The sequence below is a fragment of the Acinetobacter sp. ANC5681 genome, assembly GCF_023488045.1.
Taxonomy (GTDB): Bacteria; Pseudomonadota; Gammaproteobacteria; order Pseudomonadales; family Moraxellaceae; genus Acinetobacter.
Window position 1 is genome coordinate 1 of record NZ_JAMFKZ010000002.1, and the last position, 26,301, is coordinate 26,301.

Annotated in this window: 26 protein-coding genes and 2 pseudogenes; 12 read left to right on the plus strand and 16 right to left on the minus strand. The window is 39.3% G+C overall.

What is annotated here, in order from left to right:
• The first annotated feature begins 351 nt into the window (after positions 1 to 351).
• From M5121_RS01420 to msrA, 5 genes are all read left to right on the plus strand, one after another.
• On the plus strand, positions 352 to 591 hold the full coding sequence (locus M5121_RS01420) for a helix-turn-helix domain-containing protein (protein ID WP_023188500.1): 240 nt from the start codon (positions 352 to 354) through the stop codon (positions 589 to 591).
• Between the two features lie 113 nt (positions 592 to 704).
• Positions 705 to 1,016 carry a thymidylate synthase gene (gene thyA / locus M5121_RS01425; protein WP_349628950.1) on the plus strand — a complete coding sequence of 104 codons (312 nt, stop codon included), beginning with the start codon at positions 705 to 707 and terminating at the stop codon, positions 1,014 to 1,016.
• A gap of 21 nt (positions 1,017 to 1,037) precedes the next feature.
• Positions 1,038 to 1,547, plus strand: coding sequence for a dihydrofolate reductase (locus M5121_RS01430; RefSeq protein WP_249570075.1), 510 nt, complete (start codon positions 1,038 to 1,040; stop codon positions 1,545 to 1,547).
• Between the two features lie 20 nt (positions 1,548 to 1,567).
• Positions 1,568 to 2,623 carry an Lnb N-terminal periplasmic domain-containing protein gene (locus tag M5121_RS01435; protein WP_241283362.1) on the plus strand — a complete coding sequence of 352 codons (1,056 nt, stop codon included), beginning with the start codon at positions 1,568 to 1,570 and terminating at the stop codon, positions 2,621 to 2,623.
• Between the two features lie 338 nt (positions 2,624 to 2,961).
• Complete coding sequence (gene msrA, locus M5121_RS01440) at positions 2,962 to 3,486, plus strand: peptide-methionine (S)-S-oxide reductase MsrA (protein ID WP_087537288.1); 525 nt, start codon at positions 2,962 to 2,964, stop codon at positions 3,484 to 3,486.
• 47 nt (positions 3,487 to 3,533) lie between these two features.
• On the opposite strand, the gene M5121_RS01445 is transcribed toward msrA, so the two are convergent.
• From M5121_RS01445 to M5121_RS01465, 5 genes are all read right to left on the minus strand, one after another.
• Entirely contained in the window at positions 3,534 to 3,938 is a 405-nt protein-coding gene (locus M5121_RS01445) for an ExbD/TolR family protein (protein ID WP_005162434.1), read from the minus strand.
• 1 nt (position 3,939) lies between these two features.
• On the minus strand, positions 3,940 to 4,560 hold the full coding sequence (locus M5121_RS01450) for a MotA/TolQ/ExbB proton channel family protein (protein ID WP_005162437.1): 621 nt from the start codon (positions 4,558 to 4,560) through the stop codon (positions 3,940 to 3,942).
• Between the two features lie 42 nt (positions 4,561 to 4,602).
• The gene (locus M5121_RS01455) at positions 4,603 to 5,367 is read right to left on the minus strand and encodes an energy transducer TonB (protein WP_249570076.1); all 765 of its coding nucleotides are present in this window, start codon (positions 5,365 to 5,367) and stop codon (positions 4,603 to 4,605) included.
• Between the two features lie 245 nt (positions 5,368 to 5,612).
• Entirely contained in the window at positions 5,613 to 6,476 is an 864-nt protein-coding gene (purU, locus tag M5121_RS01460; protein WP_005218264.1) for a formyltetrahydrofolate deformylase, read from the minus strand.
• An 83-nt stretch (positions 6,477 to 6,559) separates the two neighbouring features.
• Positions 6,560 to 7,261, minus strand: a complete 702-nt coding sequence (locus M5121_RS01465) for a TetR/AcrR family transcriptional regulator (protein ID WP_249570077.1) — start codon at positions 7,259 to 7,261, stop codon at positions 6,560 to 6,562.
• A 121-nt stretch (positions 7,262 to 7,382) separates the two neighbouring features.
• On the opposite strand from M5121_RS01465, the gene M5121_RS01470 reads away from it, so the two are divergent.
• The 4 genes from M5121_RS01470 (at position 7,383) to M5121_RS01485 (ending at position 11,348) form a co-directional block, all read left to right on the plus strand.
• Positions 7,383 to 8,837, plus strand: a complete 1,455-nt coding sequence (locus tag M5121_RS01470) for a coniferyl aldehyde dehydrogenase (RefSeq protein ID WP_249570078.1) — start codon at positions 7,383 to 7,385, stop codon at positions 8,835 to 8,837.
• A gap of 168 nt (positions 8,838 to 9,005) precedes the next feature.
• Positions 9,006 to 9,242: a 50S ribosomal protein L28 gene (gene rpmB / locus M5121_RS01475; protein WP_004649871.1), complete on the plus strand. Its 237-nt coding sequence runs from the start codon at positions 9,006 to 9,008 to the stop codon at positions 9,240 to 9,242.
• Positions 9,243 to 9,254: 12 nt separating this feature from the next.
• Positions 9,255 to 9,410: a 50S ribosomal protein L33 gene (gene rpmG, locus M5121_RS01480; RefSeq protein ID WP_003654787.1), complete on the plus strand. Its 156-nt coding sequence runs from the start codon at positions 9,255 to 9,257 to the stop codon at positions 9,408 to 9,410.
• Positions 9,411 to 9,632: 222 nt separating this feature from the next.
• On the plus strand, positions 9,633 to 11,348 hold the full coding sequence (locus M5121_RS01485) for a cation:proton antiporter (RefSeq protein WP_249570079.1): 1,716 nt from the start codon (positions 9,633 to 9,635) through the stop codon (positions 11,346 to 11,348).
• A 114-nt stretch (positions 11,349 to 11,462) separates the two neighbouring features.
• Here the strand turns inward: M5121_RS01485 and M5121_RS01490 are convergent, their stop codons facing one another.
• Together M5121_RS01490 and M5121_RS01495 are read right to left on the minus strand one after the other, a co-directional pair.
• Complete coding sequence (locus tag M5121_RS01490; RefSeq protein ID WP_087548233.1) at positions 11,463 to 11,642, minus strand: zf-HC2 domain-containing protein; 180 nt, start codon at positions 11,640 to 11,642, stop codon at positions 11,463 to 11,465.
• Positions 11,636 to 11,736: pseudogene (locus M5121_RS01495) on the minus strand (RNA polymerase subunit sigma); the annotation flags it as partial. The gene M5121_RS01490 and the pseudogene M5121_RS01495, both read right to left, overlap by 7 nt.
• 469 nt (positions 11,737 to 12,205) lie before the next feature.
• Here M5121_RS01495 and dusA point away from each other — a divergent pair.
• Positions 12,206 to 13,210, plus strand: coding sequence for a tRNA dihydrouridine(20/20a) synthase DusA (gene dusA, locus M5121_RS01500; protein ID WP_249570080.1), 1,005 nt, complete (start codon positions 12,206 to 12,208; stop codon positions 13,208 to 13,210).
• Positions 13,211 to 13,219: 9 nt separating this feature from the next.
• Here the strand turns inward: dusA and M5121_RS01505 are convergent.
• Positions 13,220 to 13,605, minus strand: a pseudogene (locus M5121_RS01505) (GNAT family N-acetyltransferase).
• A 383-nt stretch (positions 13,606 to 13,988) separates the two neighbouring features.
• On the opposite strand from M5121_RS01505, the gene M5121_RS01510 reads away from it, so the two are divergent.
• Entirely contained in the window at positions 13,989 to 14,471 is a 483-nt protein-coding gene (locus tag M5121_RS01510) for a CHAP domain-containing protein (RefSeq protein WP_249570081.1), read from the plus strand.
• A 30-nt stretch (positions 14,472 to 14,501) separates the two neighbouring features.
• Here M5121_RS01510 and M5121_RS01515 read toward each other — a convergent pair whose 3' ends face one another.
• The 8 genes from M5121_RS01515 to M5121_RS01550 form a co-directional block, all read right to left on the minus strand.
• The gene (locus M5121_RS01515) at positions 14,502 to 15,272 is read right to left on the minus strand and encodes a tRNA threonylcarbamoyladenosine dehydratase (RefSeq protein WP_249570082.1); all 771 of its coding nucleotides are present in this window, start codon (positions 15,270 to 15,272) and stop codon (positions 14,502 to 14,504) included.
• A 61-nt stretch (positions 15,273 to 15,333) separates the two neighbouring features.
• Positions 15,334 to 16,521, minus strand: coding sequence for an MFS transporter (locus tag M5121_RS01520; RefSeq protein ID WP_249570083.1), 1,188 nt, complete (start codon positions 16,519 to 16,521; stop codon positions 15,334 to 15,336).
• A gap of 110 nt (positions 16,522 to 16,631) precedes the next feature.
• Positions 16,632 to 19,388: an aconitate hydratase AcnA gene (gene acnA / locus M5121_RS01525; RefSeq protein WP_249570084.1), complete on the minus strand. Its 2,757-nt coding sequence runs from the start codon at positions 19,386 to 19,388 to the stop codon at positions 16,632 to 16,634.
• Positions 19,389 to 19,515: 127 nt separating this feature from the next.
• Complete coding sequence (locus M5121_RS01530; protein ID WP_249570085.1) at positions 19,516 to 20,331, minus strand: TatD family hydrolase; 816 nt, start codon at positions 20,329 to 20,331, stop codon at positions 19,516 to 19,518.
• A complete protein-coding gene (locus M5121_RS01535) occupies positions 20,331 to 21,245 on the minus strand; it encodes an RsiV family protein (RefSeq protein ID WP_249570086.1) in 915 nt (304 codons plus the stop codon). The genes M5121_RS01530 and M5121_RS01535 overlap by 1 nt, the downstream gene beginning before the upstream one ends.
• A gap of 108 nt (positions 21,246 to 21,353) precedes the next feature.
• Positions 21,354 to 22,181, minus strand: coding sequence for a hypothetical protein (locus M5121_RS01540; protein ID WP_249570087.1), 828 nt, complete (start codon positions 22,179 to 22,181; stop codon positions 21,354 to 21,356).
• A 68-nt stretch (positions 22,182 to 22,249) separates the two neighbouring features.
• Positions 22,250 to 23,839 (minus strand): peptide chain release factor 3, encoded by a 1,590-nt coding sequence (locus M5121_RS01545; protein ID WP_087542862.1) that lies wholly within the window; start codon positions 23,837 to 23,839, stop codon positions 22,250 to 22,252.
• A gap of 159 nt (positions 23,840 to 23,998) precedes the next feature.
• Positions 23,999 to 25,003, minus strand: a complete 1,005-nt coding sequence (locus M5121_RS01550; RefSeq protein ID WP_249570088.1) for a Fic family protein — start codon at positions 25,001 to 25,003, stop codon at positions 23,999 to 24,001.
• 375 nt (positions 25,004 to 25,378) lie between these two features.
• Here M5121_RS01550 and M5121_RS01555 point away from each other — a divergent pair, with 375 nt between their 5' ends.
• Positions 25,379 to 26,299, plus strand: coding sequence for a chromate resistance protein ChrB domain-containing protein (locus tag M5121_RS01555; protein ID WP_249570089.1), 921 nt, complete (start codon positions 25,379 to 25,381; stop codon positions 26,297 to 26,299).
• Positions 26,300 to 26,301 lie beyond the last annotated feature (2 nt).

The window sequence follows — 26,301 nt, forward strand, 5'->3', positions numbered from 1 at the left end:
ACATCAAGCTAACAAAGGAAAGCCACCTCTAATGGCTGCTTAACCTCTACTTTTAACTTCGGTTATTTATGGGAGGATTACCAACTATCTAATTCAATATATCCACTTTTTTGTAGACGTCTAAATATCTGATACGTTTTATGATAAAAACAGTTCGATCTAAATTCTGGATAGGCATTAACAAACATCTTCCTAACATCTTTGAATTCTTCTGATCTAAAGCTTGTATTTGTCAAGAATTCAACGAAACATTCATTAAGAGATTGAGTTAAACACATAAAAAGTATACCACTATAATATAAAAATATCCCATTTTGGGATATTAAACATAATAGTACAACATCTTGAGCTATGAGCTCAATACACGATCCTAGATACAGAAAGTTGATACATGACCTTATTGCTATACGTGAGTCAAAAAAAATAACTCAGGTAGAACTAGCTTCGTCTTTAAAGAAACCTCAATCTTACATAGCAAAAGTAGAAAATTTTGACAGAAGATTAGATGTACTAGAGCTGAATGATTGGCTAAATGCGTTAGGTTTATCTATAATTAGTTTTTTAGAAGATAGTTTATTAAGTGACACCTAGAACTAAGGTTAAAATTTAATTTACATTTTCTAGTTGATGGTTAAGGTTCCTAACTGTGCAAAATACAAAATGCACAGTCAAGTTTTTATACTAACCACCAACAAAGGAAGCATATTGTGCATAAGATTGGGGGTATAAATTTCTTAGGTGTGCCATTTAATATTGCCAGCTATGCCCTGCTTACACACATGATTGCACAGGTATGCGGTTTAGACGTTGGTGACTTTGTCTGGACAGGTGGCGACACACATCTATATGCCAATCATTTTGAGCAAGCACAATTGCAGCTTACGCGTGAGCCGCTACCGTTGTGTCAATTAAAACTCAATCCTGAGATCACTGATATTTTTGACTTCAAATTTGAGGATATTGAAATTATTGGCTATGAGTCACACCCTGCTATTAAAGCACCCGTCGCAGTTTAAATCGATCAGAGAGAATATAAAATGGCATGGCAAGGTATAGAAGTTGTCCACGTAGTCGCAATGGATAAAAACAACTGTATTGGCAAGGGCAATGCTTTACCCTGGCATATCTCAGCTGATCTTAAACACTTTAAAGCGATTACCCAAGGCGGTGTTGTCCTGATGGGGCGTAAAACCTTAGAGTCAATGGGACGCGCACTTCCAAATCGTGTGAATTGGGTCATCACGCGTGATGTTGAATGGCAATTTGAGGGCGTTAAAGTAGCACATAGCATTGAAGATGCTTTGACACATGCACTTACAGACCTACAACACGCTGAAAAAGCATCTTTATTTATTATTGGGGGTGGAGAGATTTTTACTCAAACCCTCGCAATTGCTGATCGTCTTGAATTAACCCATGTTGATTTAGATGTACAAGGTGATGCACATTACCCAAAAATCTCTGAGGATTTTCGCAAAGTAAACTCAGAACAACACATTGATGAAAAATCAAATATTGCTTTCGAGTTTGCGACCTACCAAAAATAAAAAATGGATCGCGCGTCATCATGCATAATATTGGATCACGTGAGTTTTTACTGGCGCTAGGCATTGGGCTATTACACAGTTTTTTTGCCTTATTTGTGATCCTCTCAAGTATTTGGTTATGTCTGGCATTCTGGATTCAACATCCTTTTGGAACTATCTTTAGCCGAATCATTATCATTCTTTGGGCACTGTTTGCACTTAGCCTACTTGGTGTTTATGTCAGTGGGCATATTTTTAGTCGCCGTACTGATATTTTAATTTACTGTGTTGCCTTCGCCTGTTCACTGGTCTGGTATTTTTCATTAGAGGCTCGACAAGATCGTGACTGGAATCCTGAAGTCGCTGAGCAGCTTACTTACCAAAAGCAAGGCAATCTAGTACAGCTGCATAATGTGCGTAATTTTAATTGGCATAAAGACGGCACTTATGACATTCGCTGGGAAAATCGTACAATTGACCTAGATAAAATTACAGGCGTCAATGTCATCACATCCTACTGGATGGGACCTCAAATCGCGCATACGTTAGTGAGTTTCGATTTCTCAGATCAAAAACCTTTGGTTTTTTCTATCGAGATTCGCAAAGAAAAAGGAGAAGAATTTTCCGCGATTGGTGGCTTCTTCCGTAAATATGAACTCAGTTTAGTGGCTTCTGATGAAAAAGATTTGATTTATACGCGAAGTAATATTCGTCATGAACAAGTTTATTTATTTCCAATAAGAATGCCTCAGACTGAACGTAAAGCGCTATTTATCGAATATCTACATAAAGCAGATGAGTTACGTGCTGAAGCAAAATGGTACAACACGCTCACAAGCAACTGTACAACACTCGTTTTTGACATGATCCAAGCGATCAACCCACAAACTTTACCTAAAGATTATCGTTTACTGGCTTCAGGCTATTTGCCCAATTATCTTTTTGATCTACAAGCACTTAATCAAAATTATAGTATGAAAGAATGGTATCAATTGGCATGGATCAATACACGTGCTGAAAAATATGAACAACAACCAGATCAATCCAGTGAATATTTTTCGAAAATCATTCGACATGGATTACCAAAAGCAAATTAGTCCATTTCGCTTTTTAACAAAACAATACTGAATCTCCTTCTATAGTCCATTTTGATTGATTTAAATCAATCAAGATGTATGCATTCACTTGATGATCGCGAATCCACAATCATCCTCGCAAATTATTGCAAGATCGTGGATAGAAATGCCACATCATGAATACATAGGAAAATATGCTCAGGCTTAGGTGAATTTTTATGAAATTTATAAGGGATACTGAATCAGTGATTTGATTTTGTGACATAAAAAGCTAAATCTCTGATTGATGATGGGCTTTTACTTTTCAGTGACTTCGTATACTTTATTAGTATTCTTAGAATTAAAAATTGGGAAAATTTATGCAACAAGCATTATTCGGTGGAGGTTGCTTTTGGTGTGTAGAAGCTGTTTTTCTACAACTAAAAGGCGTCGAAAAAGTTGTGAGTGGGTATGCAGGTGGTATCGTTCACAATCCAAGTTATGATCAAGTTTGCCAAGGTAATACTCAACATGCAGAAGTTGTATTGATTGACTTTGATGAACAGCAAATCAATTATACTCAACTCCTAAATGTTTTCTTTACCACCCATGATCCAACTACTTTAAATCGTCAAGGTAATGATGTTGGCACCCAATACCGTTCTGTTGTCTATTATTTTAATGATGAACAAAAGCAGCAAGCGGAGAAAATTATTCAAGATTTAGAAAATGATGGTCTCAATATCGTAACTGAACTTAGCCCAGCACCAACATTTTACCCTGCTGAAGAATACCATCAAAATTTTTATGCCCGTAATCCATCACAAGGTTACTGCAATTTTAGCATCCCACCAAAACTGTCAAAATTGCGTTCAAAATATCTCGAACTACTCAAAACAGAGTAAGCATAAAAAAAGCAACTCACTGAGTTGCTTTTTTTATGAAACAAATTTTAGTTTTCACTCACAAATGCAATATCACTCAGCCCTGCTTCACTCGCCCGCGACATGACTTGCGCTACTGTATCGTATTTTGATTCTTTATCAGCACGTAACTGTACTGTCGGTTTTGTTTCTGCTTTTGCTGCTTCTTGGAAACGCGTCTGTAACTCATCCAAACTAATAATTTGAGCATCCCATGCCACTTCACCTTTTTCATTAATACTGATGGTGATTGCTTTTGGTGGTGGGTCTACAATGTCAGCGGTCGTTTTTGGTAAAGCTAATGGAATTGATGGGTTAGCAACCGTTGCTGTGACTAAAAAGATAATCATCAATACCAACATAATGTCGATCAGAGGAATGAGATTCATCTCATTCATGCCACTGTCGTGGTCTTCACCCAATTGAAAGCCCATCTTAAGCTTGACCTCCAACTAAACTTTGTTGAGTCGCTTTAGTTTCTGTCTTTGCAGGTGTTTCTTGCTGCAACATCGTATCGATTAACAAGCTATGTGCTTGATCTTGTAAATCATGTGCTAAACCACGATTGAAACGTACACAAATGTTGTAAGCCAATACCGCAGGAATCGCCACAGATAAACCCAAGCCAGTCATGATCAATGCTTCACCAACAGGAGTTGCAACTTGGGCTAAACCCGCCTGACCGCTCGTACCTACAGCGACAAGTGCATGGAAAATACCCCAAACAGTCCCAAACAAACCCACAAATGGCGCAAGCGAAGCAATTGTTCCAAGAACAGAAACACCTTTTTCTGCCTGTGACTTTTCAGCAGAAATCTGGCGAAGCAATGCCTGTTCCGCAACCGCCTTACGCTGTTCAAAGGTCAAAGGTTGTAACTTAGATTTAAGCTGAGCCAAAGCTTGAACAAGTTGACTGTAAGCCTGTTGTTTTAATTGGCGTGTTCCTAATAGACGTAGAATGAAAATAGTCCATGTCGCAATCGACATTGCTAAAAGGATGAAATACAGGGTTTTACTCACTGCATCTGCATGTTGCCAATAAACTGAAAAGTTCATATACGAACTCCTGATTTAATCTGTCACTAGGACGCAAATTTATTAAGGATTAAATTCAAACGGTTGCTCTGTTTTGATTGGATAAGCAATACCATTTTCCATATACGGTTTAAACTTTGAACTTCTAACAGCGCGTAAAGCCTTTTCATCAAGACTCGGTAAACCACTACTACGAGTAATTCGAGCATTGGTTACTTTACCTTTTTCATCTGCCTCGATATAGATCGTAATTAAGCGTGTCTGATTTTCTAAATCTTTCGGAGTAAATGATACTCTTGGAGATCTACTCCATTGAATACCTGTCCCCCCTATAGAAACTCGTTTTGGTGAAGAATCAGCAGCTGGCTGTGCTTTAGGCGCCTCTGGTTGTACAACAGGCTGTGGTTTTTCCACTGGCTTTTCTGTCACAGTTGTACTAACAACCTTCGTTTCAACTTTGGATTCGACTTTAGGTTCAGTCTTTTGCACTATTTTTTTTGGTGTTTCTGCTTTGACCTGTTGTACTTTTTCAACTTTTTTCGGTGGTGGAGGTAAAGGCTTATCAATCACTTTTACTTCTTTCACTTCCTTTTTAGGTTCAGGTTTTGGCTTTTCTTTCGGCTTAGGTGGTTCTGGTTTAGGTGGTTCCGTAATTTTAACAAACTTAACCTTGAGTGGCTTTTTCTCAATTGGTTTTAACTCAATTGGCTTCATGTGGCTAACTGCCCACAGAACTCCTGCATGTCCAATCAGAACCGCTACAAGTGCAGTGATGATCTTCTTTTTCATCGAGTGTGGCATATTCAATATCGCAGGAGATTGACTCATAAGAATCTAAGTACCTAATAGATGGTGAAATCTTTACAAAGTGAAAAACGATTTCAGTCATCGGATAGAACAATTAAAGTGGCGCAATAATAAATGAGAAGTGTTTTCATTTGCAACTATTTTTTTGTGAACATCTTTTAATTGATTGATCAATTTACATTTATTAAAATAAAATGTTATAACATAGCATTGTTGGTTTTAAAAAAGCATGCTTTAAAGCATGCTTTTTTAAAAATCTATTTGGTTTAGAAAACAACCGTTTTATTACCATCTACAATAATACGATCTTCCAAATGCCATTTTACAGCGCGAGCCAATACATTACGCTCAACGTCTTCGCCTAACTCACGTAACTGTTCTACATTGTAATCGTGGCTAACACGTTCAACATCTTGTTCAATAATTGGACCTTGATCGAGATCAGCAGTCACGTAATGTGCTGTTGCACCAATCAACTTCACCCCTTTCTCATACGCTTGCTTATAAGGATTTGCACCTACGAAAGCAGGTAAGAATGAATGGTGAATATTGATAATCTTCATTTCCCACTTGGCAACAAAGTCTTCACTCAAAATCTGCATATAACGCGCCAAGATCAATAGATCATTGCCCTGCATCATTTCATCAATTTGCGCATAAGCTTCAGCTTTATTGTCTTTATTGACTGGTACAACATGGAATGGGATACCAAAGTTTTCAACCGATTCACGCAAATCTGGATGGTTTGAGATGACTTGGGTAATTTCACATGGCAATGAGCCACGTGCATGGCGCCATAACAATTCCAATAAAGCGTGGTCCACTTTAGAAACCAGAATACCCACTTTCTTTAACTCACCCACAAAAGTGAGTTTCCATTGCATTTCATAACGTTCAGCAACGTTGGCAGCAAAGGTTTGCATCAATGCTTCTTTACGAGAATGCAAATGATCAAGTTCAAACTCAACACGCATGAAATAACGTCCGCCTTGAGCTTCTGTAGCATACTGATCAAGTGCGGTAATATTTGCTCCCTGATGATACAAAAAGCTCGATACGGCTTGCACGATTCCCGGCTTGTCTTCGCAAGTAATCAATAATCGTGCAGTGTGGGCGGTCGTCGTGTTCATGTGGTTAATATCACTTATTGGAATCAAAATTAAAAATCAAGCCGAGCATTCTAGCTCTTTTTTGCCTATGACTAAATACCTACTTATTCATCATCATCATTTTTAAGATTAGATAAACTAGCAAATAAGTCCGATGGCCCCAAAGATTTCAATAATTGTTCATAAGTTTGACGACTTTCGCCCATTAAATAAGGACCTTCCAAAAATACCATTTGTCGTAAAGCTTGCCATACCCATTTTTCTTCTAAACGATTGTTATCACTAATATGACCCGACATGTACAGGAAATTAGTCCAGTTGGTCAACACGATCCACAAGTTGATAATCAAAGCTTCAATTTCTGAATCAGTCATCTTCATCAAACCGGCATCGACAAAGGCACGATAAATTTTTTGCCCTTGCTGCATCACCTGCCCTGCAAAACGAGGATATATTTTTCTGAAGTCTTCATTATTTTCAACAAGATGATAGACATCACGGTGAATAAAGCGATAAGCCCACAACTGATTACTCAAAACTTGGAAATAACTAATTTTATCATTGGCATTTAAAGGTCGATCCGTTGGCAAGGCCAACATCTCCAAGGTTTCAGCCTGATATTGCTGTGCTAATTCTTTAATAATTTCCTGTTTATTACGGAAGTGATAGTACAGATTGCCTGGGCTAATTCCGAGTTCAGCAGCAATATGATTGGTTGTGACCGAACGTTCTCCACGCTCATTAAACAACTGCAAACTGATATGCAGAATTCTATCTTTTGTTTTATTCGGTTTAGCGTGAGACATTGAGTTTAACCATCTATAACATTATCAATAGGTTATAAAACAAACCTATAAAGCGACTTGACACTTTAGAGTATTTACTCTAAAAATTAAAAAATAATAAGCTTTCTTTTGGTCCACTCCTATGAACAGTCAAACAAAAACAACCGCTATGACACCTTATGTTGATGTGAAACGGCTACATGATTTGCTTGAACAGCAAAAAGCAGCTTACCAACGCCATCCTGTGCCAAGCGCCAAAGAACGTATTGAACGCTTAGCTCGACTTAAAAATATCTTGGTAAAATATCAAGATCAATTTGCTAACGCAATTAGTCAAGATTATGGCAATCGTGCCATTATGGAAACCAAAATTGGCGAAGTTCTAACATGTTTAGAACATATCAAATACTATAGCAAGAACTTAACTGAGTGGATGAAGCCCTCTAAGCGCCATATCAGTATGTTACACCAACCTGCAAAAGGCTGGGTACAATATCAACCATTAGGTGTGATTGGTATTATTGCACCATGGAACTATCCATTATTACTTTCAGTTGGCCCATTGATCTGCGCAATCGCTGCAGGCAATCATGCCATGATCAAGATTTCGAGTGCATCTTCTCAGTTTGGTGCTGTATTAGAAAATGCACTTGCAGAAGTATTTCCTCAGGAACTTGTGAGTGTTATCAATGGTGGCGGTGCGATTTCAGATGCCTTTAGTCATTTAGCATTTGATAAATTAATTTTCACAGGTTCAACGTCTGTCGGTAAAACCGTGATGGCAGCAGCATCACAGAACTTAGTCCCTGTGATTTTAGAGCTAGGTGGAAAATCGCCTGCTCTTGTACATTCGGCAATGAATATTCGTGATGTGGCACAACGTATTGCGGTAGGTAAACTTTGGAATGCAGGTCAAACTTGCGTTGCACCTGATTACATGTTCCTACCTAAAGGCAAAACGGCAGAATTCACCAAGCACTATAACGACTTTGTGAATACGATGTACCCAACGCTACGTGACAATAAAGATTACACGTCAATTGTAAATGACAAACAATACAATCGTCTTCAAGGCTATTTAGAAGATGCACGTGATCAAGGTGCGACGATCATCGAGTTAAACAGCAAGAAAGAATCTTTAACTGAAGTTCGTAAAATTGCACCAACGTTACTCACAGGTGTAACCACAGAAATGGAAATTATGAAGAATGAGATCTTTGGTCCAATTCTTCCTATTCTAGAATATGAACATATTGAAGATGCACTTCAATTTATCAATAGTCGACCACGTCCACTCGCATTCTACTATTTTGATATTGATATGGCTCGTGCTGATTATGTTGCAGGACGTACCCATTCTGGACATTTTGGTATTAACCAAACCCTCACTCATGTAGCGCAAGATGATCTACCATTTGGTGGTATAGGTGCATCGGGTATGGGCAAATATCATGGTAAAGAAGGCTTCTTCAGCTTCTCTAACGAACGTTCAGTGATGTCTAACCCTGTTAACCCTAAACTTTATAGTTTAAAATTCATTCTGCCGCCGTACAACAAACCAACGCATAAACTGCTTTTGAAAACACTATTCCGTTAAGCTGATCAAGGCATGATCTATCACACTAGATCATGCCCTGTTTTTACCAAATTCGCTTGTCTTTTAATCGTATTTTTGGTATAAAACGCCCCTTGAATGATTTCATCCGTTTACTTGAATGGCTAGTTGCACGAAACGGTGCTATATAAACTAGCAATGGAGTTCACCATGTCTAAGGTTTGCCAAGTTACCGGCAAGCGTCCTATCGTTGGTAACAACGTATCGCACGCAAACAACAAAACCAAACGCCGGTTCGAGCCGAACCTGCACCACCACCGTTTTTGGTTAGAAAGCGAAAAGCGTTTTGTACGTCTTCGTTTAACCACTAAAGGTATGCGTATTATTGATAAATTGGGTATTGAGAAAGTTGTTGCTGATCTCCGTGCTCAAGGTCAAAAGATCTAAGGAGTCTGAACAATGCGTGATAAAATCCGCCTCGTTTCTACAGCTGGTACAGGTTATTTCTATACCACTACTAAGAACAAACGTACTATGCCGGAAAAAATGGAAATCAAAAAATTTGATCCAAAAATCCGTCAACACGTAATCTTCAAAGAAGCTAAAATTAAATAATTTTAGTTTTCTTAAAAAAACGACTTCAACTGAAGTCGTTTTTTTTGCAAAAAAAATGTTTTAGCTAAAATAAAATGAATCACTATTTCATAATTTTTTTTGATAAATAAAAAAATTGTCATCAACAAATCCGATTTTACTTGTTACAATTTATTCGCTGTTTTCTTGGCATGTTTTATGCTGAATTATTTGTACCTTAACCGCAATGATTAAGGAGTTTCAATGCCTCATGATGTTGATTTAATTATATTACTTGCCGTCGGTTTCGGTATAGCACTTATTTTTGGCTATATTGCCGCACGTTTACGTCTACCACCACTAATTGGTTATTTGGTAGCAGGTATTATTATAAGCCCTAACACCCCAGGTATCGTGGCAGATATACATCTCGCCAATCAACTTGCCGAACTCGGGGTAATGTTCTTAATGTTTGGCGTAGGGATGCATTTTTCCCTCAATGATTTATTACTTGTTCGTCGTATCGCCCTGCCCGGTGCGATTTTACAAATCGCTGTAGCAACACTCTTAGGTGCCGCTGTATCTATGTTTTGGGGCTGGAGTTTTGGTTCTGCACTGATTTTTGGTTTAAGTTTATCGTGTGCAAGTACCGTAGTATTACTCAAAGCACTGAGTGATCGTAGTTTACTCGATTCTGTCAATGGCAAAATTGCAGTGGGTTGGCTTTTGGTTGAAGATCTTGTTATGGTCTTGGTCTTAGTTTTATTACCTGCAACAGCTGTTCTACTTGGTGGACACCCATTAGCTGGAACGGATACCTCTCAAAATATTTGGATCACCATCGGCCTAACATTACTGAAAGTAACAGGTTTTATCGCCTTCATGCTGATTATTGGGAAGCGCTTAATCCCTAAAATTATGCAATTGGTTGCTCGTTTAGGTTCTCGTGAATTATTTACACTTACCGTCGTTGCTGCTGCCGTTTCGATTGCTTATGGTTCTTATGCGATCTTTGGTGTCTCAATGGCATTAGGTGCTTTCTTTGCGGGCATGGTCGTAAAAGAGTCTGATTTCAGCCATAGAGCAGAAGAAGAGACGCTTTCATTGCGTGAAATCTTTGCGATCTTATTTTTTGTTTCAGTGGGAATGTTATTCGACCCAAAAATTTTAATTGAACAACCTTTACATATTTTAGTTGTCGTTGCCATTATCATGATTGGTAAGACTTTAGCAGCAATGGCTTTAGTTTTATTCTTCCGCTACCCAATTAATACAGCTCTCACTGTAGGCGCTAGTTTGGCACAAATTGGGGAGTTTTCATTCATTTTAGCAACATTGGGCTTGTCACTTGGTCTACTCACCCCAGATGCACAAAACTTGATTCTTGCTGGTGCGTTATTTTCAATAACTTTAAATTCATTTGTATTTTCAGCGATTGAACCCGCTCAACGCTGGATACGAGAACGCTCACATTTAGCTCGCTTATTAGAACGCAGTGGCGACCCGCTTGCCATGCTTCCAGATGAAGTTGATCAAGCTTATTTACGCGATCAGGTGGTGATCATTGGCTATGGTGGCGTAGGACGCCGCATTAGTGAAAACCTGATGCAACAGAATATCAAGGTCGTGATTGCTGAGGAAAATCGTGAGATTGTTGAAAAACTGCGTGCCCAAGGAATGGCTGCCGTAAGCGGTGAAGCGACTGAACCTTATGTACTCATACAAGCCCATATTCAGCATGCTCGCTTATTGGTTATTTCCCCTATGGATATTTTAGACATTCATCGTATTGTCGATATTGCAAAGCAATTGAATCCTGAGATTCAGGTCTTGATCTGTGCTGAAAGCAAGGAAGAGGCTGCTGTTATTCGCGATGAAAATATTGGTGAAGTTTTCTATGCGAAAGAAGAAATGGCGAAGAATATGAGCCATCATATCCTGAACCAAATTGAGCTTGCTCATCAAAGTACGTTACATTAACAATCTATTTTCAAATTAAAGCATCTAATACCAATTATTCAGATAGTTGGTATTTTTTATCTTTTAAATTTCAGTCTTATGATTTAAAGCTAAAATCCAAATACTTAATAACATTTAACCCTCGTATTTGCTCAATGCTTTTGAAAGCTGACGAAGTGTTTTGATTTGTTTGCCATAACGGCGACAAGAACGACAAGCAAATAAATGTAATTTTAGATTGCTCTGCTCTATAAACTGAAGTGGTCTATCCTGTTTCTCGGAAATTAATTGTGTTGCTTGTCGGCAAGTTAGCATGCGCAATCCCCCTTAAGTAACCATTTATTTTCTAGACATTCACGTAATCTAGTTCGGCTTCTATACACACCAAGACATTAAAATTTGAGACAGTAATCTCAAAACACGAACTTAAACCCAATTAACTCTTATTAAATAGATGAAAATAGAGAATACGCCCACTGTAGACACAATGAACAGAATTAAAGTCATTCCAATGAGTTAACACCTGAACGATGCTAAATAGCATTTAAAGAAAACCCCAACGAGTGTGCAGCATCAATACCGTCCGAAATGTATAGATTAAATATTTGTGGTAGTATTGCGCGCAATTGGAAATCTCTTAATCAAGCTAGAAGAGTTTCGTTGTTTGATGCTCACGCTCAATGTATCCAAATATTTAGTCATAGCGTCTGTTCGATCAGATCAATGGGTTGAGCTTTGCCTAAAAATGTTTGGACATACATCAGTGATGAATTCTTACTTTAAGTTTATTTCCCACTATTTATCATAAATAGTCTATTTTCTAATCCGCTCAATCATTTTATTAGGTTGTTTAACACTGAATAAAGGCATGATTTTTTATGAATATTGAAAAAACTCAGACACCACGAATCAGTGTTGCACCCATGATGGATTGGACCACAAAAGACTATCGTTTCTTTGCTCGCTTATTTAATCCCAATGTCGTGCTGTATACCGAGATGGTCACTACAGGCGCGATTATTTACGGTGGTGCTAATCGGCATCTCGATTTCAATCAGCAAGAGCATCCGATTGTGCTACAACTCGGCGGCTCAAATCCACAAGAACTTGCTACCTGCACCAAAATGGCCGAAGACTGGGGTTATAACGAAGTTAATCTCAATGTCGGCTGTCCAAGTGATCGCGTGCAAAACAATAAAATTGGGGCTTGCTTAATGGCTGAACCCAATTTAGTTGCAGAATGTATTCATAGTATGCAAAAAGCAGTATCGATTCCTGTAACTGTAAAGCATCGTATCGGGATTGATGACATGCAATCTTACGAAGAAATGCTGCATTTTGTTGATACGGTGGCATCAACAGGCTGCACACATTTTATTGTACATGCACGTATTGCGATCTTGCAGGGCTTATCGCCGAAAGAGAATCGCGAAGTTCCACCATTACGCTATGAAGATGTCTATCGTTTAAAGCAAGAACGCCCACATCTAACCATTGAGATTAATGGCGGTATCAAGACCTTTGAAGAAACACAACAACATTTACAGCATGTTGATGGCGTCATGATTGGTCGTGAGGCATATCATAATCCGTACTTATTGGCGGAGATAGGTAAACTTTGGAATTTGGAAGCACCTAATCGTTTTGAGATCATGCAGCACATGATGCCTTATATTCATCAACGCGTTGCTGAAGGTGCTCCACTTTCGATTATCACTCGCCATATTCTAGGTTTATTTCAAAATCTACCAGGCGCACGTAAATGGCGTCAGGCTCTCAGTGGTGGAAATGCCAAAACCATTGCTGATATTGAAAATGCAATCATCAATATCCAAACAGCGATGCAACGTACTGAAGATTACGTTCGAGAACATCAAAGTTAATTTGATGTTCTACGCATAACGTTTACACATCGGAATATAGCGTAATCCGCCATTTTCAATCACTGTTGAAGTGACTGTAAATCCGAAATTTTCATAAACGGGCTGCGCATAACAACTAGAATTCACAGTAATTTTTGAATGTTGCTGAGAAAGTTTATCTTCTAAAAACATCCAAAGCTGACGACCGATTCCTTGCTGTTGTGAATTCTGATTAACAAAAAAAAATGAATCAAATGAGAAGGTTGTTTATAAGCAATCACACCAATAATGGACAACTCCTCCTCGAAAACAAAATATTCAACGCTTTGCATTTCAAGTAATTTCTTAATCATATCCTGACTGAATTTTGCTTCACCCTCTACATTCAGTGCAAAATCTTTTATATATGGCTGAATTAACTATACTATTTGCTTGATATCTGTTGCTTTTGCTGGACGTATCACTTGTTATTCTTTCCATTTTTCACTTTAATAAACAATAGTTTATTATTTTGCAAATCACAAAGCTTTGTTTCTTTGAATCAGTGCTTGCGTATATTTTCCAATCAAAAAAGAAATATAATCTTACAAATCATTTTATTCAAACTAATTAACAACTAAACTCATGATAATAAAAAGATTATTTATGTGATTTTTACGCCAAGTTCCTCACAACACCCTTAAAAAGTTACGTTATTACATTGCAAATAAATTTTTTTAAGATTTATCGCTTAATATCTGCGAGCCACGGAATTTGGCGACCGTTTCAAAGTTGTTTTAGGATTGGTTGAGATTGAACTATGATTTATGATGCACCCTCATTAGATTCGATGATGCATGCACAGACTCAAAATGCAGTCATTATGCTCAGAGAAACTCCCGCAGATACTACACCACCATACGCATTATCCAAGAATTCGCAGCAAATTAACTTACAGAAGTTTTCAGATAAACTTTCTCGTGTTTCCTCATTTCACAGTTCAGCAAAGTGCGCCAAATCAATTCGTATCGCATTACAAACAGCGGGCGCAAAAATTGCACAACATCCTATAGCTGCCTCAGATTGGGGTGGAACGCTACAAAAGATTGGCTATAAGCAAATTGACCCTGCTTTTGATAACCCAATGCCAGGTGATATTTATATTATTCATCGCACCAAAAAACATGTGTATGGTCATATTGCTGGTTTTACAGGCTCACAATGGGTTTCTGATTTTAAGCAGACTAGCTATGACGTTTATAAAGACAAAAACGTCACTTATACTTATTACCGTCTTGGTTAATAAAAGACTGAATGAAAGCCTAAACGAACATTATGTTTTAGGCTTTTTAGCATCTAGTTTTTTCAGCACTTCAGCCACCGCCACCATGGCAAAGCTTGAAGTCACCACCACCGCAGAACCATAGCCGCCACAACGTAAACCTGCACTTGGACAAACATCTGCACTGGAAAATGGATTATCAATCGAATACACGCAAGTGATTCCGAATTTCTCTTTTGGTTTTTTACAAATCCCTTTTGAACGCAGTTGCGTGCGTAACTTTGCCAACATAGGGTCTTGTTCGGTCTTGGACAAATCTGCGACACGAATCTTCAGTGGATCAAGTTTACCACCCGCTCCTCCCGAAACAATCAACGGGATTTTGTTAAAACGACAATGTAACATCAAAGCAAGTTTAGCTTTGACGTCATCAATACAATCTAAAACGATGGTTGGGACAGGGTTCAGGATTTCCTTGACATTCTCAGGTGTGAGATAGTCATCAATCACATTGACCTTCATTCGTGGATTGATCTGGCGACAACGTTCCGTCATCACCTCAATTTTTTCTTGTCCGAGTGTTGAGCTCATCGCTGGCAATTGACGGTTAATATTTGATGCTGCTACCACATCCATATCGACCAAAGTCAATTCACCAATCCCTGTACGTGCCAGTGCCTCAACCGCCCAACTGCCAACACCACCAATCCCAATCACCATGACATGACTGTGTTCATAATGCGAAAATGCATTTTCTCCATAAATTTTGGCGACACCAGCAAAACGGCGCTCATATTCATCATTTACAGGAACATCGGTCATAACAGTCGTGATCTATATTTTCAGTCAAAGTAGTATTTTACCGTGTTTAACTGGTTTTAGGTTAGTCCAGTGAAACTTTACTTGATGGTTGATCTCGACGAATTAAAATAACCAACAGGATAAAAACGATTAGGCTCATGCATAAAGCCAAAAGGTTTGCATTGATCCATCCGAGGCTACTCAAAATCGGTGCAGGTAAAAATGCTCCCAAAGTCGCAAACAAAGCAATTCCTGTTTCATTAATGCCTTGGACACGATGTTTTTGCTGTTCGTTAAGACCTGCTAACAAGGTTGATGCGCCTGAATAAGCAAAATTCCAACCCACGCCCAACACGATCAAGGCAGCATTAATATAGATACCGACCTGTCCAAACATTGGAATTAAGGAAGATAGCATCAGCAAAGTAAAACCAACATAAATCGTAGTATGCGTTCCCCATCGTTGAATCAGTTTAGAGACAAAGAAGGACGGGATAAACATCGCCAATACATGTAGCTGAATCGAGATCGAAGCATAATGAAATGAATGATGCTCCTTGAGATGTAAGGAGGACATAATCATCATCACATTCATAATATAGTAAGCAAAAGCACCGCTGATGACAGCAGCGATAATCAAAGTGCTTGGCAGTTTGCGACGTTGAGTTGGTTCAATCAGCACCTGCTGTATCTGTTGGCGTTGGAATTTTTTGTTCCATAGATACAAGATCGGAGAGAGCAACAAGGCTAAGACACTGAAAATGAAATAGATCGCAGTGAAATCGGGTAAGCCTGCTACCTGTTGAAACTGAATTGCCAACATCGGTGCAATAATTGCTGCAATCACCCCACCCGAAATCACCATCGCAGTAGCTTTTGGAATTAAATCTGTCACCAAACGATCAGAGGCAGCAAAGCGATAAAAATTCGCAGTGGAGATAAATAACCCCAGTGAAAAATGACTGAGGCACAATAAATAGAATTGTTGCTGCTGTAGGGCCAAATAACCGAGAACACCTGCCAAGAACAAGCAGACGCAACCAAACTGGAAAACCAAATGCCGCCCAAGCTTTTTCATTAGAAAAGAAAAAATAAAGGTGGTCAGTAACATCGCTAAAAACTGCAAACCATACGGAACCGTAGCCAAAGCCTGTGTCGGCGCTAATTTCAACCCCACAATTGCCGCTACAGTAACAGACAGAACAGCAGCAATTAAATTAAATGCCTGCGCAGCCAAGAGATAATAAACATAGCGTGGTAACTGATTCAAAGCCTTTATCCAATTTAATCTGGCCTGATTACCTTAACGCTGAATGCTTGAAATTCAAACAAAAAAAGATGAAAGACTAGCTTTCATCTTTGATTTAAGTGTGTGTTTCGTTATGCAGCGATCAAATTGCGTAATACATAATGCAGAATCCCACCTGCTTTAAAGTATTCCACCTCATTCAAGGTATCAATACGGCATAACACTTTGAATTGGTCTTGACTGCCGTCTTCTCGTACCACCTGAATATCTAGCGTTTGATGTGGTTGGATATCATCAGATAATCCATGAATCGACAGTACTTCACGGCCAGTGAGGTTCAAGGATTGACGGGTCTGTCCACCTATAAACTGCAATGGCAATACGCCCATGCCGACCAAATTAGAGCGGTGAATCCGTTCAAAACTTTCAGCAATGACCGCTTTAATGCCTAAGAGATTGGTCCCTTTTGCAGCCCAGTCTCGTGACGAACCCGTTCCATACTCCTTACCTGCAATAATCACCAACGGTGTTTTCTGTTGCTGGTACAGCATGGATGCATCATAGATCGCCAGCTTTTCACCCGTTGGAATAAAAATGGTATTGCCCCCTTCTTCACCACCCAGCATTTCATTCTTGATTCGGATATTGGCAAAGGTCCCGCGCATCATCACTTCATGATTACCGCGTCGAGAACCGTAGGAGTTGAAGTCTTTCGGCTCAATCCCCTGCTGCTGTAAATAGCGTCCTGCTGGGCTGTCTTTCTTGATATTTCCTGCGGGAGAAATATGATCGGTGGTGACTGAATCGCCCAATACCGCCAAGATGCGTGCCTGTTCAATATTGCAAATGGCTTTCGGAGGCTGATTAATTTCCTCAAAAAATGGCGGATGGCGAATATAAGTCGAGTTATCTTGCCACGCATAAGTTTGGCTTTGTGGAATCTGAATCGCCTGCCAAGTTGCATCACCATCAAATACTGCTGCATATTCCTTATGGAACATGTCGGTATTCACTTTTTGCAGTACTTGATCAATTTCAAACTGACTTGGCCAAATGTCTTTCAAATAGACATCTTGACCATTTTGATCTTGTCCAATCGGCTGAGTGGTTAAATCAGTCCGAATATTCCCCGCCAAACCATAGGCTACAACAAGTGGTGGTGACGCCAGCCAATTGGTTTTCACTAAAGGATGAACACGCCCTTCAAAGTTACGGTTACCTGAAAGTACCGAAGCCACATTCAGATCATGGCACTGAATTGCTTCTTCAATCGGTTCAGGCAAAGGCCCTGAGTTACCAATACAGGTAGTACAACCATAACCCACCAAGTTATAGCCCAACTCATCCAAGTACGGCGTTAAGCCTGCCGCAGCCAAATAATCGGTCACCACTTTAGAACCCGGTGCCAATGAACTTTTCACCCACGGTTTACGTTGTAAACCTTTTTCAATGGCTTTTTTCGCCAGCAAACCTGCTGCCAACATCACACTTGGATTGGAGGTATTGGTACATGAGGTAATCGCGGAAATCACCACATCACCATCCTTCAATGGATACGATTTTCCATCAATAGTACAAGCAGGTTCTTCATGCGCTAAATTCGCTTTCTTGGCTTCAACAGCCGTACCGCCGCCGCCTTCATTCTCTAAACGTTCTTTGGCCTCTTTCGCAGGTTTTAAATTCAGCTCCATCAAGGCGTTAAACGTTTTAGGAACATCGCCCAACAAAACCCGATCTTGTGGACGTTTTGGCCCAGCCAGACTGGCTTGTACGGTACTCATATCCAGACTCAAGGTATCGGTAAATACAGGTTCATCGCCTGCATTACGCCATAATCCTTGTTGTTTACTATAGGCTTCGACTAAATCGATACGTTCTTGTTTACGGCCAGTTAGGGCTAAATACCCCAATGTCACATCATCAATCGGGAAGAAACCACAAGTTGCTCCATATTCAGGTGCCATATTGGCAATAGTCGCGCGGTCAGCCAATGGTAAATCAGCCAAACCATCACCATAAAACTCAACAAATTTACCCACTACGCCTTTTTGGCGCAGCATCTGGGTAATCGTGAGCACCAAATCGGTCGCAGTAATCCCTTCATTCAACTTGCCTGTGAGTTTGAAACCAATCACTTCTGGAATCAACATCGATACAGGCTGCCCGAGCATGGCTGCTTCGGCTTCAATACCACCAACACCCCAGCCCAACACACCCAATCCATTGATCATGGTGGTATGTGAGTCAGTTCCGACCAGCGTATCTGGAAAGGCAAAAACCTGACCCTCATCTTCTCCCAACCAGACCGCTTGCGCTAAGTATTCTAAATTGACTTGGTGGCAAATCCCGGTGCCGGGTGGCACCACACTAAAGTTATTAAATGCAGATTGTCCCCAACGCAGGAATTGATAACGCTCACCATTGCGCTGCATTTCAATTTCAACGTTCACAGCAAAGGCATTATTATCGGCAAAATGATCGACCATCACTGAATGGTCAATGACCAGATCAACGGGTGACAAAGGATTGATCAGGTTAGGATCACCGCCTGCTTGAGACATTGCGGCACGCATCGCAGCCAGATCGACCACTGCTGGAACACCTGTGAAATCCTGCATCAATACACGTGCAGGTCGATATTGGATTTCCTGATCTGAGCTTCTATTTTTTTGCCAATCGACTAAGGCCTGAATATGCTCTACTTTTACACTTTTTTGATCTTCAAAACGGAGTAAATTTTCTAGCAAAACCTTAAGTGACTTCGGTAATTGATCAATATTACCCAATGTTTGAGCAGCTTGTGGGAGATTAAAGATTTGATAGGATTTTGTACCTACCCTGAGCGTTTGTAAGGCATTAAAACTATTGATTGTGCTATATCTGGCCATTCGGTTGCCCTCCCAGTATTGGCGAATTTATTTATTATGATGTTCTTCCTTTAATGTAAGCCTGTTTAGAAAAGAATGTGTTCCCTTTTGGTTATCTTATTTTTATCGAGATTATTGTCTTATTCTTCTAAAATTTTAAATGCAAAGCAACCAATGAGTTTTGCCATAATTGTGCAGCCAGCTGCAACTCAGGCTGGTCAAGGGTCTGAGCCAAACTGTCTAGAATATAAGGTAGGTTCACTGGGGTATTACGGGTGCGATGCTCGGTCGAAGTTTGGCAACACAACGGCGTCATATCTGGACAATCTGTTTCGATCACCAAGTTTTCACTGCCTATCGCCTGTACCACTTGATGCAGTTTCTTGGCATTCGGATTGGTGATTTGTCCTGTCACCCCGATTTTAAAGCCCAGTTTAACCAAGGCTTTGGCTTCTTCGACTCCACCACTAAACGCGTGAGCAATACCACCTAACTTAAATTTTTGTGTTTTTAAAATGGCAAGCGTTTCTGCATGTGCTTTACGGATATGTAATAACACAGGCTTTTGATACTGTGTTGCCAATGCAAGTTGCTCAATAAAATAATATTGTTGCTTGGCAAATAGTTCGGGCTGTTTATGCTGTTTTAAAAAGGTATCCAAACCAATTTCACCCACTGCCATACAATCATACTGCTGTAACACGTGCTCAAGTCGCTGTAAATGTTCTGGCTGATGTTGTTCGATATAAAATGGATGCAAGCCAGGCGCCAGATAAGAGCATGGCACATTTTCCCAAGCGTGTAATTGTTGATGGGTATGGATCAGTTCATCGAATCGGGATTCAACAAAACCAATCAACACTAAAGCATCGACCCCAACCTGTTTTGCTTGTTCAGCCAGATGTTGCCGATCAATATCAAAATCGGCAACATCAAAATGGGTATGGGTATCGAACAGTTGCATTAACTTTGACTTGGCGTACTTGCAGCAGGCGTAGATGCTGCGGGCGTTTCAATTTTTGGTAAATATTCAGGTTTTAAAACACCCTGCAATTCACTAAATGGAATCACTAACCGCGGTAAACCGACGACATAAGGACCAATTTCATATTCGCCATATTGTAGAATTAATCCCTGCTCACCCAATAAAAAATTATCTGTTACTTGGAATGGCCAAGCCTGTTCATATTCTTTCGGATCAGTTGCAAGTTTTGAATCGACAATCCACACTTTAAAGGCTTCATGCGCCAGTTTGTCTAGAGTTGCTTTTTGCTTCGGTAATAATAGGTCATGCAATTGAATCTGTTTTTGGTTCGCTAAATCAAAGTTATAGTAACGTTGTGAGGTTGAACCATGCGCTCCACCCAAATAACTGCTGCTATTTAACACTACAGTTGCCAGCTTGCCTTTCGGTTGCAAAATTTTAGGCTTAATCATCAGACTGATTTGATGACTACTACTGAGCGCTTTCAACTCTTCATCAATTTTTACAAAAGCATTAGCATAGGTTTGTGCTTGAGTATCTAAACCTGTTTTTTGTTCAGCCGTTTTGGGTACGGATGCTGCTGCGGTATCAGCATCAACGACATCGAGCATTTTACTCAGTTGATTGAGAATCTGTTGATCCAGTAACTGATCAATAAATGGGAAATTACTTTGTAATCGTTCAACTGTGAAATCTGGACAGGTATTGCCCTTACATTCAGGTAAATTTACCTGCAATTTCACGGTTTCACCACGCAGAATTGGCTCAGCAGTTTGCTGTACCACAGGTGGATCTGTCGGTTTATCCTGTGATTCTTTCGGCTCTGATTTCGGCTGGCAAGCAGCAAGCAAAATCGCACCTGCAAGAATGCTATATTTATAAAATGCTTTCATTTAAAACCTATTAGTATTGTTATTACACAAGATTTCTAAATGCTATCGAAATTAAAGCAAAACCGCTATAAGCGCATGCAATTTCTATACGAAACTCAAGCAAGTAGATTAAAACATTTGCTGATAAATTTCAGGTTGTAGCATCTGTTTGCTTTGTTCAGTGCTTAAATAAATATCCAACTGCGGTGCATCTTTACTTATTTCATTGGCACGATAATGCAAGCCAATTCCTTCCCCATCGAAGAACCAATCTGCCTGCCCCCAATACAGTTTTTTAGGAACTTGTTTCTTCACTTCTGTACTTTGTTTTTCAATCCATTGTTGATAATGTGCTTGAATAATATTATTTAATTCATTTTGCTGATTTTTCTGTATCACATCGAGTACGGTTAGATTTTTTTGTAACTTACGATCAGCAACGAAAAAGTAAAATCTATCTTTAACCGCAATATCTTCTTGCTGTGTATCAACGCCAATTTGCAACAACACATACTGATTACGCTGTGAAGCAATACGTGTCGTTAAGCGCAGCTCATACGCTTTATTTTTAGAATACTTATCTTGCCATTCATCTGACTTTTTCACATAAGCATTCACGGCTTGCTGTAAGGTTAAATTCTTGTTTTGCTCAATTTGTTGTTGAATCACATTGGCCTGATTTTTTGCAATCCATGCATTCAGCCATTGATCCTGAGTTTTAATGGTTTGAATATCGACATCAATACAGTTCTTCTTTTCACAGAACGGTAAGGCATAATCCGCTTTGGCTTCTTGCATATTGAGGTATGGTAGGACTTCAGCTTTTTCAGTATGCGTTGATATTTGATTTTTGTTTTGAGCTGTATCCGTCTCATTTTTTTTAGGATGATCGCATGCCGTTAAAGCCATCATTCCAATCATTATACTGACAGCAAAAAGTGGTTTTAAAGTATTCATCTCATCCTCCTTTTTTAGATCGTTCAATTAAAAACAGCCTCTAATTTAGAAGCTGTTTTTGTATATTTTTAGTGTTCTCGCGTGTTACGGAACTGAATATCTGGCCAGCGTTCTTGCATTAACTGCAAGTTTACACGGCTTGGTGCAAGATAAGTCAGATGACCGCCGCCATCTACCGATAACTGATCATGCGCTTTTTTCTTGAACTCATTCAGAATTTTTTCATCATCACAATGAACCCAACGTACCGTATGCACACTGACAGGCTCATAAATACAGTCAACTTTATATTCTTCTTTCAAACGATAAGCGACCACATCAAACTGTAACACACCGACTGCACCGACAATCAAATCATTACTAATTTGAGGCATAAATACCTGTGTTGCACCTTCTTCAGATAACTCTTTCAAACCTTTTTGCAATTGCTTAGATTTAAGAGGATCACGTAAACGAACTCGGCGGAACATTTCAGGTGCAAAGTGTGGAATACCCGTGAAATGAAGTTTTTCACCGCTGGTAAATGTATCACCGATCTGGATGGTACCGTGGTTATGCAAACCAATAATGTCTCCAGGCCAAGCTTCTTCCAAATGTTCGCGTTCGCCCGCAAGGAAGGTTAATGCATCGCTAATACGTACATCTTTACCGATACGCACATGATTCATTTTCAAACCTTTTTCATATTTGCCTGAGCAAATACGCATAAAGGCAATACGGTCACGATGTTTCGGATCCATATTGGCTTGAATTTTAAAAACAAAACCAGTGAAACCCTCTTCATTGGCATCTACTGTACGTTCTTGTGTTGGATGTGCTTTCGGTTCTGGTGCCCAGTTGATAAAGGCATCCAGTACATGGTCAACCGCAAAGTTACCCAACGCTGTACCAAACAATACAGGGGTTTGCTTGCCTTGCAGAAACAGCTCACGGTCTAATGGCTCATTTGCCATTTGTACCAACTCAAGCGACTCCTCAAAAGAAGCCCAAGCTAACTCACCCACTTTTTCACGAATATCAGCATGATCATAACCATCACGCACCTCAATGTCCGTAATCGTCGAGCCAAAACCTGCTTTATAAACATATAACTTGTTTTCAAGTAGGTTATAAACCCCAGCAAAGTCACGCCCCATACCTAAAGGCCATGTAATTGGGACACAGCGAATATTTAAAACATTTTCAATTTCGTCAAGCAATTCTAGAGGCTCGCGAATTTCACGGTCCATTTTGTTGACGAAGGAAATGATCGGTGTGTCACGCATACGACACACTTCCATCAATTTAATCGTACGTTCTTCAACACCTTTTGCACCATCAATCACCATTAATGCAGAGTCAACAGCAGTCAAAGTACGATAGGTATCTTCCGAGAAGTCTTCATGTCCCGGGGTATCAAGTAAGTTAATGGTATGGTTTTTATAAGGGAACTGCATCACAGACGTGGTAATCGAGATTCCACGCTCTTTTTCCATTTCCATCCAGTCAGATGTCGCAGCACGATCCGACTTACGACTTTTAACCATTCCAGCAACCTGAATAGCTTTACCCCATAACAGAAGTTTTTCGGTCATCGTGGTTTTACCCGCATCGGGGTGGGAAATGATAGCAAAAGTCCTACGAGCCTTTACCTGTCTAGTTAATTCGTCTTTAAACATGAGAAAAATCTACATTATGTACACAATTATGTACACAATTCCAAATGTGTACATAACCGAAAAAGTGGGAATTCAAAATTGGCGCAATTGTAGCAGATTTAGCGTTGTATAGGCATAGTGGGTCATCCAGTCGCTCATATGGGTTTGAGCCATCTAGTTTTATACACTCAATCTATATCTTTGCTTTGGACTTTTTAGCTTGTCTGGAATGGTACGTTCAATCAACCCTGCCTCTATCGCTGGATTCAGATAATTCTGCTGAAAGGTTTGACGATGGGACAAACCTAGTAAAGACATCAGTTCTGTCAAACTATATTCTTTTTTCCCCATGGCCGAAACAAGACGTTGAACATGATCGCCATCTTGTACGATAGCTTGATCGGTATCATGTACGGTGACTTGATCGGTGGTTGATGAGCTTTGAATAGCATCAAAAATCATCTGTAAAATAAATTCTATAAAGGGTGCAGAATCAGTCTGATGTGTACTTGCCTGTAAAGCATCGTAATAAGCTTTTTGATTTTGATAAATCAGACTTTCAACGGGAATATTGGCAAAAATTGCATTCCACTTGGTGAGGATTAAAGTTTGCCAAAGTCGTCCCATCCGACCATTACCATCAGCAAAGGGATGGATAAATTCAAATTCATAATGAAATACGGAACTGGTTATTAGCGGATGTTCATCACTTTGTTCTAACCATTGCAATAAATCATTCATTAAGCGTACAACTTGGCTTGCTGGCGGAGCCAAATGGACAACTTGATCACCAGACATCACGCCAACACCACCTTGACGGTACTGTCCAACCTCATCAATCAATCCAGCCATTAAAACTTGGTGAGCCTTTAATAGATCCTGTTCACGAGCTGGCTGCCATTGCTGGAACTGTTCATAGGCTTTAATGGCGTTACGTACTTCTTGAATTTCTTTAGGTGGGGCAATAACAGGTTTACCATTTAAAATTGCTGTGATCTGTTCTTCACTGAGGGTATTTCCCTCAATCGCAAGTGAACCTTGAATCGTTCTGATTCGATTGGCTTTTCTAAGTTTCAGTTCATCTTGAATCTGTACAAGTACCGTCAAACGTCCTAAAGCTTCACTAATCTGCGAGATTAAATGAATAATTTTAGAACTAATCTTATACGGTGGTTGGTATTTCATTTTAGCTGTTACTCGTATCCTGCATTAACAGGTCTAAAAACCTAAAATATATCTATCGCTAAAAACAATTCTTTCAACACTGCTTAGAATTTGGTAGTAAAGAATAGAGTAGAAATCCTCAATTAGGACAATTATAACAAATTTAGCAAGTATATTTATTGATTGTTGATATGTCTCAAGTTATCCACAAATAATCCGTTATCCGTTCAACACTAAAACTAGATCAAAATTTTAAGCGTTAAAAATTGTGTAGATATATATTTCTCTTTATCACCTTCATCTTAGTATTGTTTTTGATATAAGAAATCACTTCTTTGTATTTGTACTTTTAATTTTTAAATGTAATATATTAAACAAATAAGTTGAGTATATTACATGAAAATATCCTTACTCATATCCTCATTGCCTACGCAGAACACAACCACTCGGATGAGAGTCTGGCGATCTCTCAAAGCAAGTGGCGCAGCAATTTTAAGAGATGGGGTCTACTTACTCCCTATTTCCCATAGCGAAAAGTTTGAACCTATTGCTAATGATGTTATCTCAGAACAAGGAACTGCTTATGTATTTCACGCAGACCAGCCTATAAACCTTGAATTAGCTCCTTTCTTCAATCGAAAAGAAGAATACGACACTCTCTATAAACAACTCTCTGAGTTAAGAGATCGTCAGACTAAAGATGAAAAGAAAGAGTTGCTCAAGCAAGTTCGTAAACTGAGAAAAAGTATCGATGCACTCGTAGAAATTGACTATTACCCTGATGAGACTCAAGCACAGGTTTTAAATGAGCTTTCCTCTTTAGAACTTTCAATTGCACGTCTTGGTGAAGTGAATGAACCTCAAGCAATACAAGCCCATATTCAACCTCTAGATAAAACGAATTATCAAAACAGAATTTGGGCAACTCGCAAAAGACCTTGGATTGATCGTCTAGCTTCTGCGTGGTTAATCAAGACATTTATTGATACTTCACCAACATTCATTTGGTTAGAAACACCGAGTGACTGCCCACAAGAAGCATTAGGATTCGATTTTGATGGTGCAACTTTCAGCCACATCAATCATTGGGTGACTTTCGAGGTTCTTTTACATAGTTTTAATTTAGAAACACCTGCATTAAAGAAAATCGCTGAAATTGTCCATTACCTTGATATCGGGGGGATTGAACCTCCTGAAGCATTAGGTATTGAAAAAGTTATCCAAGGTATTCGCAGTCAAATTAGTAATGATGACCAGCTATTTGAATTATCCAATCATATTTTTGATGGCTTATATGCCAACCTCTCAAGAGAATAATC